Origin of the sequence: Amycolatopsis sp. NPDC049868, from assembly GCF_044461365.1 — a bacterium.
Classification (GTDB): domain Bacteria; phylum Actinomycetota; class Actinomycetes; order Mycobacteriales; family Pseudonocardiaceae; genus Amycolatopsis.
Genome location: NZ_JBITKV010000002.1, coordinates 1,041,035 through 1,054,330 on the forward strand (window position 1 = coordinate 1,041,035; position 13,296 = coordinate 1,054,330).

A 13,296-nucleotide genomic window follows, 5' to 3' on the forward strand; every position below is an offset into this window, starting at 1 on the left:
GTGGAAACCAGATCGAGTACAGTCGACAGGCTCGTTCCAACGGTCGGGTTCGGAGCGGATGACGCAGACACTGACCTAGCCCCCAGGCGTGTTCGTCCTACACGGTCGCACTTTGTTTCCCGCCAGCTGAATTCTTGTTCCGAAGCATGCGGAGAGCCGGTATAGATTTGGTATGGACCACTAATCGGAAAGGTCGCGAGCGCTTCGCGATTATTCCGGCGAGGTGAGTGGGGGTCATATGGAGTTCACGATTCTCGGGCCGCTCGGCGTCCGCGACGGAAATACCGAACTCGAGCTGGGCGCACCGAAAGTCCGCCGTCTGCTGGCACTGCTGCTCCATCGCGCGGGCGAGGTGGTGCCGGTGAGCGCGCTGGTCGACGGCCTGTGGGCGGGCCGCCCACCACGTACCGCCGTGAAGAACCTCCAGCTCTACGTCCTCCAGCTCCGCCGCGCGCTGGCGGATCCGGATCGCGTGGTGCACCGCAGACCCGGCTATCTGCTGGTGGTGAATCCCGGCGAGCTGGACGTGCGGCGGTTCGAGGACCTCGCCGACCAGGCGCGTACGGCACACGAGCGGCGGAACGCGGTCGTCGCCGGAAGTCTCGCGCGGCAGGCACTCGCGGTCTGGCAGGGCCCTCCGTTCAGCGGGCTGGCCGACAGCAGCGCCGCGCTCCAGGTCGAGGCGGACCGGCTGCAGGAACGACGGCTGGTCCTGCTGGAGCAGCGCATCGACGCGGATCTGGCGCTCGGCAGACACGCGGACGTCGTCGCCGAACTCACCGAGCTGGTCTCGGAACATCCGTTGCGGGAACGTTTCCAGGCTCAGCTCATGCTCGCGCTCTACCGGTCGCGGCGCCAGGCCGAGGCGCTCAAGGTCTACCGACGGGCACGTGCCCTGCTCACCGGCGAGCTCGGTCTCGAACCGGGTGCGGAGCTGACCGACCTCGCCCAGGCCATCCTGCGCACCGATCCGGCACTGGACCTGCCCACCCCCGAACAGCCGGTTTCCGCCGGGCCGAGGCAGCTGCCCGCCGCGGTGCCGACATTCACCGGCCGCACCGCGCAGCTGCGCCGGATCGACGTCCTGGTCGCCGGCGGCGCACCGGTGGTGGTCATCAGCGGCACCGCGGGGGTGGGCAAGACCGCGCTGGCACTGCAATGGGCACACGGCGCCCTCGACCGGTTCCCCGACGGCCAGCTCTACCTGAATCTGCACGGCTACGCGCGGTCGGCCACGGTGACCGCGGCCGAGGCGCTGGTCCGGCTCGTGCGCTCGCTGGGTGTCCCGCCCGACCGGATACCGGTGGACACCGACGAACTGGCCGCGCTCTACCGGTCCGAGCTCGCCGGCAAACGGATGCTCGTGGTGCTCGACAACGCAGGCACGGCCGATCAGGTGAGGCCACTGTTGCCCGGCCGTCCCGGCAGCCTCGTCGTGGTGACCGGCAGGCAGGAACTGCCCGGGCTCGTCGTCCTGCACGACGCCGCCGCCGTCCGGCTCGACCTGCTGACCGAAGAGGACGGGCTCAAGCTGCTCGCCAGGATCGTCGGCGCGCAGCGGGTCAGGGAGGAACGGCGGGCGGCGGCGACGCTGGTCCGGTTGTGCGCCGGGCTGCCGCTCGCGTTGCGGATCGCGGCCGCGGACATCGGCATCGGCCGGGACCGGCCGATCGGCGCCGTGGTCGACGGGCTGCTGCGGACCGACCGGCTGGACCGGCTCGGGGTCGACGGCGACCCGTCGACCGCGGTCCGCGCCGCGTTCGCGCTCTCGTACCGGCGGCTCGGTCCGGCCGCGCGGGGCCTGTTCCGGTTGCTCGGCGTGGTCCAGGTGCCGGATTTCACCGCACGGTCGATAGCCGTGCTCGCCGGGCAGGCCCCCGAGAGCACGTCCGAGGCTCTCGCCGAACTGGAGCGTGCTCATCTGGTCGCCCGGGGCGCCGACGGCCGGTACCAGTGCCACGACCTGCTTCGGCTGTACGCGACCGAACGCGCGCGTGCCGAGGACGACGCGGCCGAACGCGACGCGGCCAGGCTCCGGCTGTTCGGCTGGTATCTCGCGACGGTGACCGTCGCGGTCACGCGGATCACGCCGCAGATCCTCCGGCTTCGTGAAGGAGCCGAATTCGGCGATACCGACGTCGTCTTCGCTGACGACGCCGAGGCGCTGGAGTGGCTCGAAGCGGAACGTGCCGACCTCATGGCCATCGTCCACGACGCCGCCGCGCAGGGCCCGCACCGGGTCGTCTGGTTACTGGCGGACGCCCTTCGCGGCTTCTTCTGGCTCAGAAGGCATTCCGTGGACTGGGTCGCCGTCGCGAAGGCCGGGCTGGCCGCGGCGGTCGTGGACGGTGAGCCGCGCGGCCGGATCGCCGCCCGGCAAAGCCTCGCGCAGGTGTATCGCGGGCTGGGCGACTACGCGGCCGCCGTCACGCACTACACCAGGGCGCTGGAGCTGGCGACCACCGAACGCTGGCCGGAAGCGGAAGCCGCCGCGCGCGGCAATCTCGCCGGGGTCCACTGGGAGCTCGGCGCGCTCGACGAGGCCGTCGCCGAACTCGACCGCGCGATCGAACTGAACAGCCGGATGGGCTGGGAAGCGGGACTTTCGGCCAACCTGCACAACATCGGGACACTGCTGCGGGAGCTGGGCAAGCCGCAGGAAGCCATCCGACGGCTGGCCCAGGCCCTTTCCCTCATCGAACGCGCCGGCAATCGCGACGGCGCCGCGCACGTGTACACCACGCTCGGCGAGGTCTATCTCGACCTCGGCAGGCTGACCGATGCGCGCGAGTCCCTGTCGAAGGGGGTTTCCCTGCACCGGGAGAACGGCGCTCGTTACGGTGAGACGACCGCACTCTGCTCACTGGCGGCGGTATGCGCCGAGACCGGGGAATTCGCCGAAGCGGCCCAGCACGCCGAGGCGATGCTGGAACTGGCCCGGGAGACAGGTGATCGCCGGGCGGAGGCGAACGCGCTCGCGGCGCTGGCCGAATTCGGTGGCCGGACCGAATTGTCCGTGGCTCCCGAGGTCCTGGCCGGACAGGCGGTCGAGCTCGCCCACGAGATCCACTACACCCGCGCGGAGATCGTCAGTCTGCTGGCGCTGGCCGAGGTGAGTCGTCGTGGCGGACGGCTCGACGAGGCCGTCACGCATGCGGGCGCGGCCGCGGAACTGGCCGCACGGAGGGACTTCCGGCTCCTCGCGGCCCGGGCACAGACGGTGCTGGCCACCACCCGGCGGGACCGCGGCGACCGGAAACAGGCGGCCGAATGCGCTGAGCGGGCGCTGGTACTGCATCGCTGCACCGGCAACCGGATCGGCGAGGGACACGCGCTCGCCGTCCTCGGTGAAGTCACCGCGAAACGGGATCCCGGCGCCGGGCAGGGACTTCTGCGGAAGGCTCACGACATCCTCGCCGACTGTGGTTCGGTCGAACGATTCCGGGTGGCGAACCTGCTCACGACTTGAAATCACGTAGTCCCGAGCGCGACCGCGATCACAAGCCCCCGCGCACAGGAAATGGAGACGTCGACCCGCTCGATGCCCAGCGCGCGGGCACGGTCGGCCGCCGTACCGCGCAACTCCACCGACGTCGCGCCCGCTCCGGAACTCCGGATCACGATCTGGGCCGGCGGAACCGAACCGGACAGGCAGGTCCTGAGCATCTTCAGCACCGCCTCCTTCGCGGCGAACCGGCAGGCGAGACAGGCGCTGTCCGCCGTCGCGAGGTCGTCGATTTCCTCCTGGGAGAACAGGAACTTCAGGAACCAGCCGCGCCGCGCGAGCAGATCGAGTTCGGCCACGCGCAGCGCGTCCACTCCGACGAGCGTGGTCATCCGTTCCCGGTCCCTTCGCACCTCGCGCCGGTCGCAGGGTCGAGTGGGTCGTGCGTCCTCGCCATGCGACCACCCTATGTCGCCACCGCACCGGGAAACCAGGGTGCTGGCCGGTGTCGGCCAGACCGCTTGTGGACGTTGAATCGCGCGGATTCCGTGCCGTAGCGTCGAATTGAGTCCGGAAGAACGGAGGAGACCTTCGTGGCCAGTGATATCAGCGACATCATCGACGCGGACGAACGGTTTCGCGGCCTGCTCGATCGCCTCTCGTCGAAGTCGATCGACGACTACTACAACCCTTATCAGATGTTCGAGTGGCCGGACAGCCTGCCCGAACGGATGTGGTGGATGAGCCCCGAGCTCACCACCACTCACGGCACCGAGTTCGCCACGACGCTGGGCGAAGACCAGCTCTTCGCCCTGTCGCGGTTCGAAAGCATCAACTTCTACAGCCTCAACGTGCACGGGATCCGCGAGCTGCTCATCGAGGTCGTCGCGCGTATCCACACGGCGGGCTTCGAGACGCCGTCGGAGTTCTTCCACCACTTCATCGGTGAGGAGAACGAGCATATGTGGTTCTTCGCCGAATTCTGTCTGCGCTACGGCAAGAAGATCTATCGCGCACCGGGTGCCGGCGCCACCATCCCGCCCGCGTCTTCGTCCAAAGTGGAGAGTCTGCTGGTGTTCGCGAGGATCCTGATTTTCGAGGAACTGGTGGACCACTACAACTCGCTGATGGCGCGGGACGAACGCCTGCACGAGACGATCCGCGCGATCAACCGCATCCACCATCAGGACGAATCGCGGCATATCGCGTTCGGCCGGGAGCTGGTGGAGCATCTCTACGGCGACCTCAAGAAGACGGCGACCGAAGAGGAACTCGTCGAGGTCTCGGCCTATCTCCGACGGTATATCTCCTACAGTTTCGAGTCGCTGTACAACCCGCAGGTCTATCGCGACGCCGGCATCGAGAACCCGCTGGAACTTCGGCGTGCGCTGCTCGACGCGCCCACCCGGCAGGCCACCGAGAAACAGGTGTTCCGCAAGACCTTGAAGTACCTGGAGCGAACGGGGATCCTGCGATGACCCGCACCACCGGAGTGGACGGCGCCGAAGCGCTGGCGATCCTCGGTCCCGACGAGACGGCCCTCGTCCAGGAACTCGACCGGACCTTCCTCGGCTGGGCCGGCGCCGCCGGGGCGCGGGAGATCAGTCCGCCGCCGCTGTACCCGGTCACCGACCTGGAGAAGTTCGACGTCTACGCGAACTTCCCGCATCTGGCGTTCGTGGCCGGTCCGCTGGATCTGGCCGACCGCGAGGGAAAGCCGGTCGACGGGCGGTTCGCCGGCGGCGATCTGCAGGACGGCCGTTACGGTCTGCCGCACGCGACCTGTTACGGGGCTTACCTTTTCTACGAGGGCACGAAGGTGTCCGAGACGGAGATCGTGACGCTCGTCAACCGCTGTTTCCGCAGCGAAGACCACTACAGCGGATTGCGGCGGCTGGCGAGTTTCCAGATGCGTGAGATCGTCGCGCTCGGCTCGTTCGAGCACACGCAGGAAGTCGTTTCCCGCTTCACTGAACGGATCTTGGCGTTCTCCGGCGAACTCGGCCTCGGCCTGGAGAAGGAGGCCGCGATCGATCCGTTCTTCCAGAACGACGGCGCCCGCGCTCTCCTGCAGAAGCTGAGCCCGGTCAAATACGAGTTCCAGCACGGCACCCTCGCGATCGCCTCGGTCAACACCCATCGGAACTTCTTCGGCGAACGGTGCGACATCCGCTTCGGCGACGGCAAGGAGTTCGCCTACACCAGTTGTGTGGCGTTCGGCCTGGAGCGCTGGCTCGCCGTGCTGACCGAGGTCCACCACGGCGATCTCCCGGCGGCGCTGGCGGCCGTCCGAGCGGCGGCCGGCCGGATCGGGTGACCATGCCCGCGAGACGGATCGGCATCGACGTCGTCCCGCTCAGCCGGGTGCGCGAACTCGTCGGCCAGGACGCGGAACCCGCGCTGCGGCGCATGCTCTCTTCCGCCGAACTGCTGAGTTCGTCCACTCCGGACGGTCCGGACCTGGCCGGTATCGCGGGACGTCTGGCCGCGAAGGAAGCGGTGTTCAAACTTTTCCACGTCGGTGGGCAGCCCGTGCCCTGGCTCTCGACCGAAGTGCTCAAGAGCGACGGCGGCTGGCCGGTGGTCCGGCTCACCGGACGCGCCGCGCGGCTGGCCCGGGAAGCCGGGCTCGGCGACATCGAAATCAGCATCACCCACGACGACGCGTACGCCATCGCGGTCGCGGTGTCCGTTGCGGACTGAGAAGGAAACAACCTCGAAGGAGAAGACATGGCCATCCCCGGTATCGAAAAGGTCAGTGACTGGATTCTCGGCAGGCACCCGGAACGCACCGAGCTGGCGTTCGAGGAGGATCTGATCGAAAGCCGCTTGGTCGACTCGCTGTCGTTCGTCGAACTGGTCTACGTGATCGAGGACGCGAGCGGCGTCGAGGTCGACTTCGACAACATCGACATCGCGGACTTCAAAACCCTGTCGGCCATCGAGAAGGCGTTCTTCGCCGGAGCGGGAGTCAGCTGATGCACGCCGTTTCCTATACCGCGCAGTGGATGGCGGCGGCTCGCTCGCTCGAGTCCGAGCGCGAGGACGCGCTGTTCGTCGACCCGCTGGCGAGCGCCCTCGCCGCGCCGGACGGGTTCCGGCTGATCGAGCGCTACGCCGGTGGCGGGCTGCTGCCGTTCATCAGCATCCGGACCAGGTTCCTCGACGACGCGATCGGCGAGCTGCGGTCGGATCCCGCCATCCGCCAGGTCGTGCTGATCGCGGCGGGGATGGACACCAGGGCGTTCCGGCTGGACTGGCCAGAGGACACCGTCGTCTTCGAGGTGGACCACGAGCCGCTGCTGGTGGAGAAGCAGCGGCGGCTGACGGAACTGGGCGCCGAGCCGCGTGTCGATCGCCGGGTCGTACCCGCCGACCTGACCCGTGAATGGCTGCCGGAACTGGAGAAGGCGGGCTTCGACCCGACCCGCCCGACGTTGTGGGTGGCCGAAGCGCTGACCTTCTTCCTGACCGAGGAGCAGGCGGGCGGTCTGCTGGAGACGCTGGGTTCGGTGTCGGCGCCGGGAAGCCGGCTGGCGCTGGACATCCTCGGCCGTGCCCTGCTGCGCAGCCCGTTCTCGAAGCCGTTCCTCGATCGGCTGGCCGACGACGGGACACCGTGGATCTTCGGCACCGACGAGCCGGAGAAGTTCCTGCTGGCCTACGGCTGGAAGGTCGACGAGATCAAGGAACCCGGCCAGCCCGGCGCGGGTGAGGGCCGCTGGCCGTACGAGGTACAGCCGCCGGAACGCCGCGGCGCCAACCGGCTCTGGCTGTTGCGGGCCGAATACTTGGAGGGCTGATGGGCGCGACCACACTGGAACGCGTCGAATCGTTCGTACCCGAGCGCAGCGTTCGCATCGAGGAGCTCGGTGAGCACCTCGGGCTGCGCCGGGCGGAACTCGGCGTGTTCCGGAAGTTCTACGGCCTCGACACCCTCCGGTTCGATCCCGGGATGGACCTGTTCGACCTGCTGTTGCCCGCCGCGAAGCGGGCGCTGGCGGCGCTGCCCGCCGGCCGAAGGATCGACAGGCTGGTGTTCGCGCATACGACCCAGGCGCTCGCGCCGGCCGACGTCGACATCGCCCAGGAGCTCGCGCGGCGGCTGGGGCTGGTGGACGTCGAGGCGTTCGCGTTGTCCCACCAGGCGTGTGTCAGCAGTCTGGGTGCCATCGACGTCGCGGCCGAGCTGCTGCGGGCCGAGGGTGAGACCGGCGGTTACGCGCTGATGGTGACCGGCGAACGGGCGTTCTCGCCGATCGTGCAGCTGATCCCCAACACCGCGATCATGGCGGACGCGGCCTCGGCGTGCCTGCTGACGGTGGACGGCGACGGAGACGTCGTGCATTCCTTCGTCACGAAGACACTGGGGCAGTATGCGGAATGGCTGGCGCTGACCCCGGAGCAGAACACCGAATTCGGCCAGCTCTACGGACCGCGGCTGGCCGAGGTGATCCTGGAGGCGGTGGCCGAGGCGGGATACGGGTTCGACGACATCGATCTGGTGATCCCGCACAACGTCAACGCCCTCGCCTGGCGGCAGACGGTGAAGGCGCTGGAGGCGCCACCGGAGAAGTTCTTCCTGGAGAACATCCCCAAGCTCAGCCATTGCTTCTCGTCGGACGTGTTCCTGAACTACACGACCTTGCGGGAGAGCGACAGGCTCGTCGACGGCGGCCGCTACGTGCTCGTCACGGTCGGTCTCGGTGCGACGTTCGGCGCCATGGTGATCACCCATCGGACGCGGGGGAGCGGGACGTGACGGCCCGCGACGAGGTGGTGGCGGCGATCGGGGACGCCCTCGGGGACGTCCTGGAACGGGAGATCACCGGGCTGACCGAGGACACGCGGCTGTTCGACGACCTGCGGCTGGACTCGTCGAAGGTACTGGAACTGCTGATGCTGGTGGAGATGGCCGTCGGCATCACGGTGGATCCGGACGACCTCGACATCGATCACCTTCGTACCGTCCGTTCGTTCGCCGACTACGTCGAATCCAGGCAGGCCATCGGGGAAGGAGTGTCATGAACGGCGAACCGACCCTACGCGGCACGAGCGCGGTGATCTCACCGCCGGGGCCCGGCTACCGGGAGGACGCGGCGGTCTCGAGGTTCCTCGCGGATCTCGTCGAACCGTTCGGGTCCAAAGTGGATGAAGAACGCTGGCAACGCGGCGCGCACGTCTCGCACAAGGCGCTGGCCGACCGGTTGCTGGAAGCCGAGGGCGTGCGTGCGAGTCGCCCGCAGCTGATCATCGTGACCCACGCCCTGCCCGACGTCCTCCCGTTCACCGCGGTGGCGCCGTATCTCGCTGACCAGCTCGACGTCACGGCGACCACGTTCTCCGTGGCACAGCAGGGTTTGGCGGCGCCGTTCACGGCCCTGCGCATCGTGGCGGCGTATCAGCGGTCGGGACGGTGCGACGAGGCGGTCATCGCGGTACTGGAACAGACGACGCTCCCGACCCCGCATCCGCTGGTCGACGACGGCGGGCTGGTCGACTCGGGTGCCGCGCTCGTCCTCGGCACCGGGCCGGGTCCACGGCTGGCGTCGGTGTCGTCCGGCCGGACGGTGGGCGAGTTGCTCGAACCTCATCGGGAGTCCGGCACGCTCGTGGTCCTGGGCCCGTGGGTGACGGAAGCCGTCGAGGCGGGGGACGTCCACCGGGTCGCGCCGGGCTCGTACTGCACCAGTGTGTGGCTCGCCCTGGCGGGAAACTGGCCGGCGTGGCAGGAGACGTACCGGAAGGTCGTGCTCTGCGACACCGATCCGGTGAGCGGTCGCAGTCACGCCGCGGCCTTCACCTTCCCGGCCGGGTAGCCCGATGCGGATCGGGGCCGACCTGCTGTACGTCGGCGAACTGGACCGGCTGCTGGCACGGCCGTGGTTCCGTGCCTACGTGTACGCCGAGTCCGAACTCGCCACCGCGGCCGGGTTCGGCCCCGATCGATGCCGGGAGTTCCTGGCCGGCCGGTTCGCCGCGAAGGAAGCCGTCGCGAAGGCTCTCGGCACCGGTTTCGCCGACGGCGTCGCGCCGCGCCAGATCGCCGTCGAACGAGCCGATTCCGGAGAAGCCCTGGTGGTGCTCACCGGCGCGGCGGCCGCGGGCGCCGCCGCGCTCGGGGTCGTGGAGGTACAGGTCTCGATCACGCACAAGGCGGACCTGGTCCTGGCGGTCGCGCTCGCGGTGATCACTCCAAGACATGCGGGAGTGTCTCGCGTGCCGCCCGGTACTCCCGCACGATCCTGACCACGCCCACCGTCGCCGACGACTTCCATGATCGGGAGTTACACCGCTGACCAGAACCAAATCGACTTGCCGAAGTCGGCTGAATGACGGTAGTTTCGGGAAATGAATGAAAGGTCGGCCGTTGCGGGTGAAAAAGGCAGACTATTCGCTGCGGTGATCGTGTATGAGAGTTTGTCGTCCGCGCCCGACGCTGCTCCACTGTACGAGGAAACCGTGACCCTCTTCGTCGCCGATACCGACGACGAAGCGAGAAGTAAAGCACACCTCTACGGTGTGGAGCGCGAAGTGAGTTACCAGAACCGTGACGGTGACACGATTACCTGGAAGCTCAAGCACGTCATCGATGTGGCGGAAGTGGCCGACAGTCCACCAGGCGACCGTGCGGAGATCTATACCCGTCACTTCCGTAACTATCAGGCTTACGAAATGTTCGAATCATTGCTCGGTAAGACCGAACTCTAGCGGGCGCGTATTGGTGACGCTCGTGGTCCCGTGCGGAATCGGTCGGCCATCCCTTCGTCGCCGCGAATGCCGAGCTCGACGTCAGTCAAGACGGCACGGGCCTGGTCTTGCCCTGTGTCTTGGCTAGGTGTCGCGGAGCAGGGTTCGGTAAGGCGGGCAGCCGTAGACATTGCGGTAGTGGTGGGCGAAGCGTCCGGGGTGGAAGAAGCCCCAGCGGGCGGCGATCTCGGTCACCGTGACCCCGCTACCCGGATCGGCGGCCAGCAGCTCCTGGTGCGCATGCTGAAGGCGGGCATGGCGGAGGTAGCCCATCGGAGTGGTGCCGCGGTGGCGGCGGAAGGCGTACTGCAACGCACGGATGGTGACGTGGGCCGCGGCGGCGATCTCGGCGACGCTGATGTCCAGCTGGGCGTGGTCGTCGATGAACGCGATCGCCCGCCGCAGGGTGGCCGGGTGGGCATCGTGCCGGTCCTCGATGGTGGGTTCGGTGAGCGCGGTGTTGGGAAAGACGCTCAGCACCGTCGCGGCCAGCAACTGACCGGCGGTGCCCACCACGAGTGGTTCGCTCATGGAGTCGGGCCGGTCGTTTAGGGCGTCGGTGAGGTAGTCGATGGTCGAGGCCAAGTGCTGCGCGGCGACCAGGGTGCGCGGGCACAGGTCGGTGAACCGGATCGGCGCCGGGCGGCGCGCATCGCCGGTGGCGGCGACCTTGTCCAGCTGTGAGAACGGGAGGACGACCGCCTGGTTGCTGCCGCCACGCCACCGCGTCCAGAAGGGGGGACCGTGCTCGGTCTTGGCGGCCAGGAACACCTCGCCGGGACCGAACCGCTGCTCAGTGCCGGCGGACCGGAAATCCACGGTCACCGTGCGGGGGCGGGCGATGAGCAGCGTCGGCATGGACTCCACGGTGAACGCGATGTCGTCGGTCAGCGTGCTGGTGGTGATGGAGAACGCGTCGGTGGCCATCCGGTTATGACGGAAGCAGTAGCCGTCCCTGCCCCCGGAGAGCCGGAAGCTGGTTCCGTGTACACCGGTCAGATACTCGCCTGCCTGGTCGTAGTCGGTGGTCTCGAACAGTGCATGCCGAGGCAAGGTGAGGACGACGGCCACAGTCAGGGCTCCTTGACACAACAGGGCACTGGCAACGGGGGGTCCAGCCGCCGCCACCAGGACAGAGAGCAGCCTCCTCCGGTCGGCACGGGAATGGGAGTGCCAGAAGGCACCATCACGCGGTTGGAGCAGAGAACCAGGACGAAGCGGGTGTCGCGAAAGCCACTTTCGGGACGTCACACGTCGCGAAAGTGGCTTTCGCAACCCTCCGGAACGAGCTTAACGTTGCAGGGTCAGCACACCCGGCCGGTAGGGCAGGAGGCCGTAGTCCATGCCATCGGACTTGGGATCACGCCCCTGGTAGAGCAACCGCAGATTGCAGGGGTCGACGGATTTGGTCTGATCCGGGTTGGTGCGAACCAGATCGCCGTGGCTGACGTCCTTGGTCCAGGTGGCGCCACTGTTGGCTTTGCCGGCGAAAGGGTTGCTCTCGGTCGCGGCCTGCGGAGTCCATGAGCCGCTCAGGCTGGGGGCGGTGAACGAGCGGAAGTAGCGTCCGTTCGCCCCTTGTGCCTCGACGATCATGAGGTACTGGTTCTGGCCCTGGACTTTGTAGACTTCCACCGCTTCGAACAGGTTGGCAGGCGTGTCGCTCATGATCTTCGTGTAGTTCGAGCCGAAACTGCCGGGGAAGTTTCCGATGGGCATGCCGGCGCGATAGATGTTGCCGAGGTCGTCGGCGAAGAACAGGTAGATGTTCGTGTCGTCGGCGATGATGGTCTGGTCGAGTGGTGCCCCCACGGGAAGGCTGCCCGTGAACAGCGTCTGCGGTGCGGACCAGCCGTTGGGGTTGGTGGGGTCGCTCGATGTGCGGTAGGAGAAGGTCGGCCCGCCCCATTGGTAGGCGAGCACCCAGATGTTCCTCGGGGCGAAGTAGAACAATGTGGGCGCGACGGCACCAATGGACAACGTGTTCTGGGTCGCGGTGGCCATGTCGGACCAGTTCGTGAAGGGACTGAAGCTCATCGACCCCCAGCTCTTGCCGGTGTCGTGCGTGGTGCCATAGACGAGGTGCTTGCCGTTGTGGACGACCGTGGTGAAGTCCTTGAGTGAAACCCACCCCGCCTTCGGGCTCGCCAGCGGGCCGGTCGACGTCCAGCGGTACGTCGACGGCAGGGTGCAGGCGCCGGTGTCTCCGGTGACCTTGACGAGCTGCCACTGCTGGTTGCCGCCGTTCCAGTCGCTCCACTGCACGACGCCTGCGCCGTCGGCGGTCGACGCGCCCTGCACTTCGACAGCCTTGCCGCTGTTGCGGTTGACCAGCCGGACGTATCCGTTGTCGGAGTCGGCGAGCCTGAACTGTTGATTTGGGCCGCCGTTGTCCGTCCACTGCACGACGGCGCCGCCGTCGGCTGTCGAGGCCTCCCGAACGTCGGCGACCTTGCCGGAGTGCCGTGCGCGCAGCCGGTAGTTGCCGCCGCCGGCGTCCAGGAACTGGAATTGCTGGTTCGAGGCGTTGGTGCGGGTCCATTGGACGAGGCCGGCGCCGTCGGCGGTGGACGCACCGCTGACGTCGAGTGCCTTGCCGCTGTTGCGGTTCACCAGGACATACCAGGCGGTGGTGTCCACCGTGGCGGCCTCCGCCGGTGCGGGGGCCGCTGTGAGCAGCCCGCCGCCGAACGCCACGACCGCCGCGGTCGCGAGCCCCGACTTCCACCGGCGACGTTGCCTCGAGAAGCGCACGGACCCAATCGGCATGGCATCTTCCTTTCCTCAGTGAGTGTTAGCGCTAACATTCGCGGAGATCGACGCTGAACGAGCAGTGATCGAGGGGGCGGGTGGCGAGTGAACGTGCCAATGGACTGTGAACGATGCCGTCTTGCGCGTCAAGGTGTTGCGGAGGTTTTCGAAAAAGGGCTTGACGGTAGACGGGGAGTCCCGCCAGGTCAAGGCGTTGTGCTGATCGGGCGCACGGCTCTATCGTGTCATCGAAGCGCTTCGACAGTCGGATCACCGCGGATTCGGGGAGGTCGGCCATGGCCGGAGGGTCGTCGGACCGCGGTCCATGCCGTATCTGCCGCGTGGACCTT

The 13,296-nt window shown here is 67.8% G+C and carries 14 protein-coding genes; 11 read left to right on the plus strand and 3 right to left on the minus strand.

Translation table 11 applies throughout. The annotated features are described in order from the left end of the window. Positions 1-238 precede the first annotated feature (238 nt). Complete coding sequence (locus ACIBTM_RS13210; RefSeq protein ID WP_395876720.1) at positions 239-3,469, plus strand: BTAD domain-containing putative transcriptional regulator; 3,231 nt, start codon at positions 239-241, stop codon at positions 3,467-3,469. A 2-nt stretch (positions 3,470-3,471) separates the two neighbouring features. Here ACIBTM_RS13210 and ACIBTM_RS13215 read toward each other — a convergent pair whose 3' ends face one another. Then, positions 3,472-3,837, minus strand: coding sequence for a holo-ACP synthase (locus tag ACIBTM_RS13215; protein WP_395876721.1), 366 nt, complete (start codon positions 3,835-3,837; stop codon positions 3,472-3,474). Positions 3,838-4,038: 201 nt separating this feature from the next. On the opposite strand from ACIBTM_RS13215, the gene ACIBTM_RS13220 reads away from it, so the two are divergent. From ACIBTM_RS13220 to ACIBTM_RS13265, 10 genes are all read left to right on the plus strand, one after another. After that, positions 4,039-4,923 carry a diiron oxygenase gene (locus ACIBTM_RS13220; RefSeq protein WP_395876722.1) on the plus strand — a complete coding sequence of 295 codons (885 nt, stop codon included), beginning with the start codon at positions 4,039-4,041 and terminating at the stop codon, positions 4,921-4,923. Then, entirely contained in the window at positions 4,920-5,762 is an 843-nt protein-coding gene (locus tag ACIBTM_RS13225; RefSeq protein ID WP_395876723.1) for a hypothetical protein, read from the plus strand. The genes ACIBTM_RS13220 and ACIBTM_RS13225 overlap by 4 nt, the downstream gene beginning before the upstream one ends. Positions 5,763-5,764: 2 nt before the next feature. Further along, positions 5,765-6,148: a holo-ACP synthase gene (locus tag ACIBTM_RS13230; RefSeq protein WP_395876724.1), complete on the plus strand. Its 384-nt coding sequence runs from the start codon at positions 5,765-5,767 to the stop codon at positions 6,146-6,148. A gap of 27 nt (positions 6,149-6,175) precedes the next feature. Further along, the gene (locus ACIBTM_RS13235; RefSeq protein ID WP_395876725.1) at positions 6,176-6,424 is read left to right on the plus strand and encodes an acyl carrier protein; all 249 of its coding nucleotides are present in this window, start codon (positions 6,176-6,178) and stop codon (positions 6,422-6,424) included. Further along, positions 6,424-7,248: an SAM-dependent methyltransferase gene (locus tag ACIBTM_RS13240; protein ID WP_395876726.1), complete on the plus strand. Its 825-nt coding sequence runs from the start codon at positions 6,424-6,426 to the stop codon at positions 7,246-7,248. Before ACIBTM_RS13235 ends, ACIBTM_RS13240 begins: the two co-directional genes overlap by 1 nt. Continuing rightward, positions 7,248-8,207 (plus strand): 3-oxoacyl-ACP synthase III family protein, encoded by a 960-nt coding sequence (locus tag ACIBTM_RS13245; protein ID WP_395876727.1) that lies wholly within the window; start codon positions 7,248-7,250, stop codon positions 8,205-8,207. The genes ACIBTM_RS13240 and ACIBTM_RS13245 overlap by 1 nt, the downstream gene beginning before the upstream one ends. Further along, positions 8,204-8,473 carry an acyl carrier protein gene (locus ACIBTM_RS13250; protein WP_395876728.1) on the plus strand — a complete coding sequence of 90 codons (270 nt, stop codon included), beginning with the start codon at positions 8,204-8,206 and terminating at the stop codon, positions 8,471-8,473. Before ACIBTM_RS13245 ends, ACIBTM_RS13250 begins: the two co-directional genes overlap by 4 nt. Beyond that, positions 8,470-9,264, plus strand: coding sequence for a hypothetical protein (locus tag ACIBTM_RS13255; RefSeq protein WP_395876729.1), 795 nt, complete (start codon positions 8,470-8,472; stop codon positions 9,262-9,264). Before ACIBTM_RS13250 ends, ACIBTM_RS13255 begins: the two co-directional genes overlap by 4 nt. A gap of 4 nt (positions 9,265-9,268) precedes the next feature. After that, positions 9,269-9,694, plus strand: coding sequence for a holo-ACP synthase (locus ACIBTM_RS13260; RefSeq protein ID WP_395876730.1), 426 nt, complete (start codon positions 9,269-9,271; stop codon positions 9,692-9,694). A 102-nt stretch (positions 9,695-9,796) separates the two neighbouring features. Next, positions 9,797-10,156 (plus strand): DUF4288 domain-containing protein, encoded by a 360-nt coding sequence (locus tag ACIBTM_RS13265; RefSeq protein ID WP_395876731.1) that lies wholly within the window; start codon positions 9,797-9,799, stop codon positions 10,154-10,156. A 123-nt stretch (positions 10,157-10,279) separates the two neighbouring features. Here the strand turns inward: ACIBTM_RS13265 and ACIBTM_RS13270 are convergent, their stop codons facing one another. After that, complete coding sequence (locus ACIBTM_RS13270; RefSeq protein ID WP_395876732.1) at positions 10,280-11,266, minus strand: helix-turn-helix transcriptional regulator; 987 nt, start codon at positions 11,264-11,266, stop codon at positions 10,280-10,282. A gap of 219 nt (positions 11,267-11,485) precedes the next feature. Continuing rightward, positions 11,486-12,964, minus strand: coding sequence for a non-reducing end alpha-L-arabinofuranosidase family hydrolase (locus ACIBTM_RS13275; protein WP_395876733.1), 1,479 nt, complete (start codon positions 12,962-12,964; stop codon positions 11,486-11,488). Between the last annotated feature and the right edge of the window lie 332 nt (positions 12,965-13,296).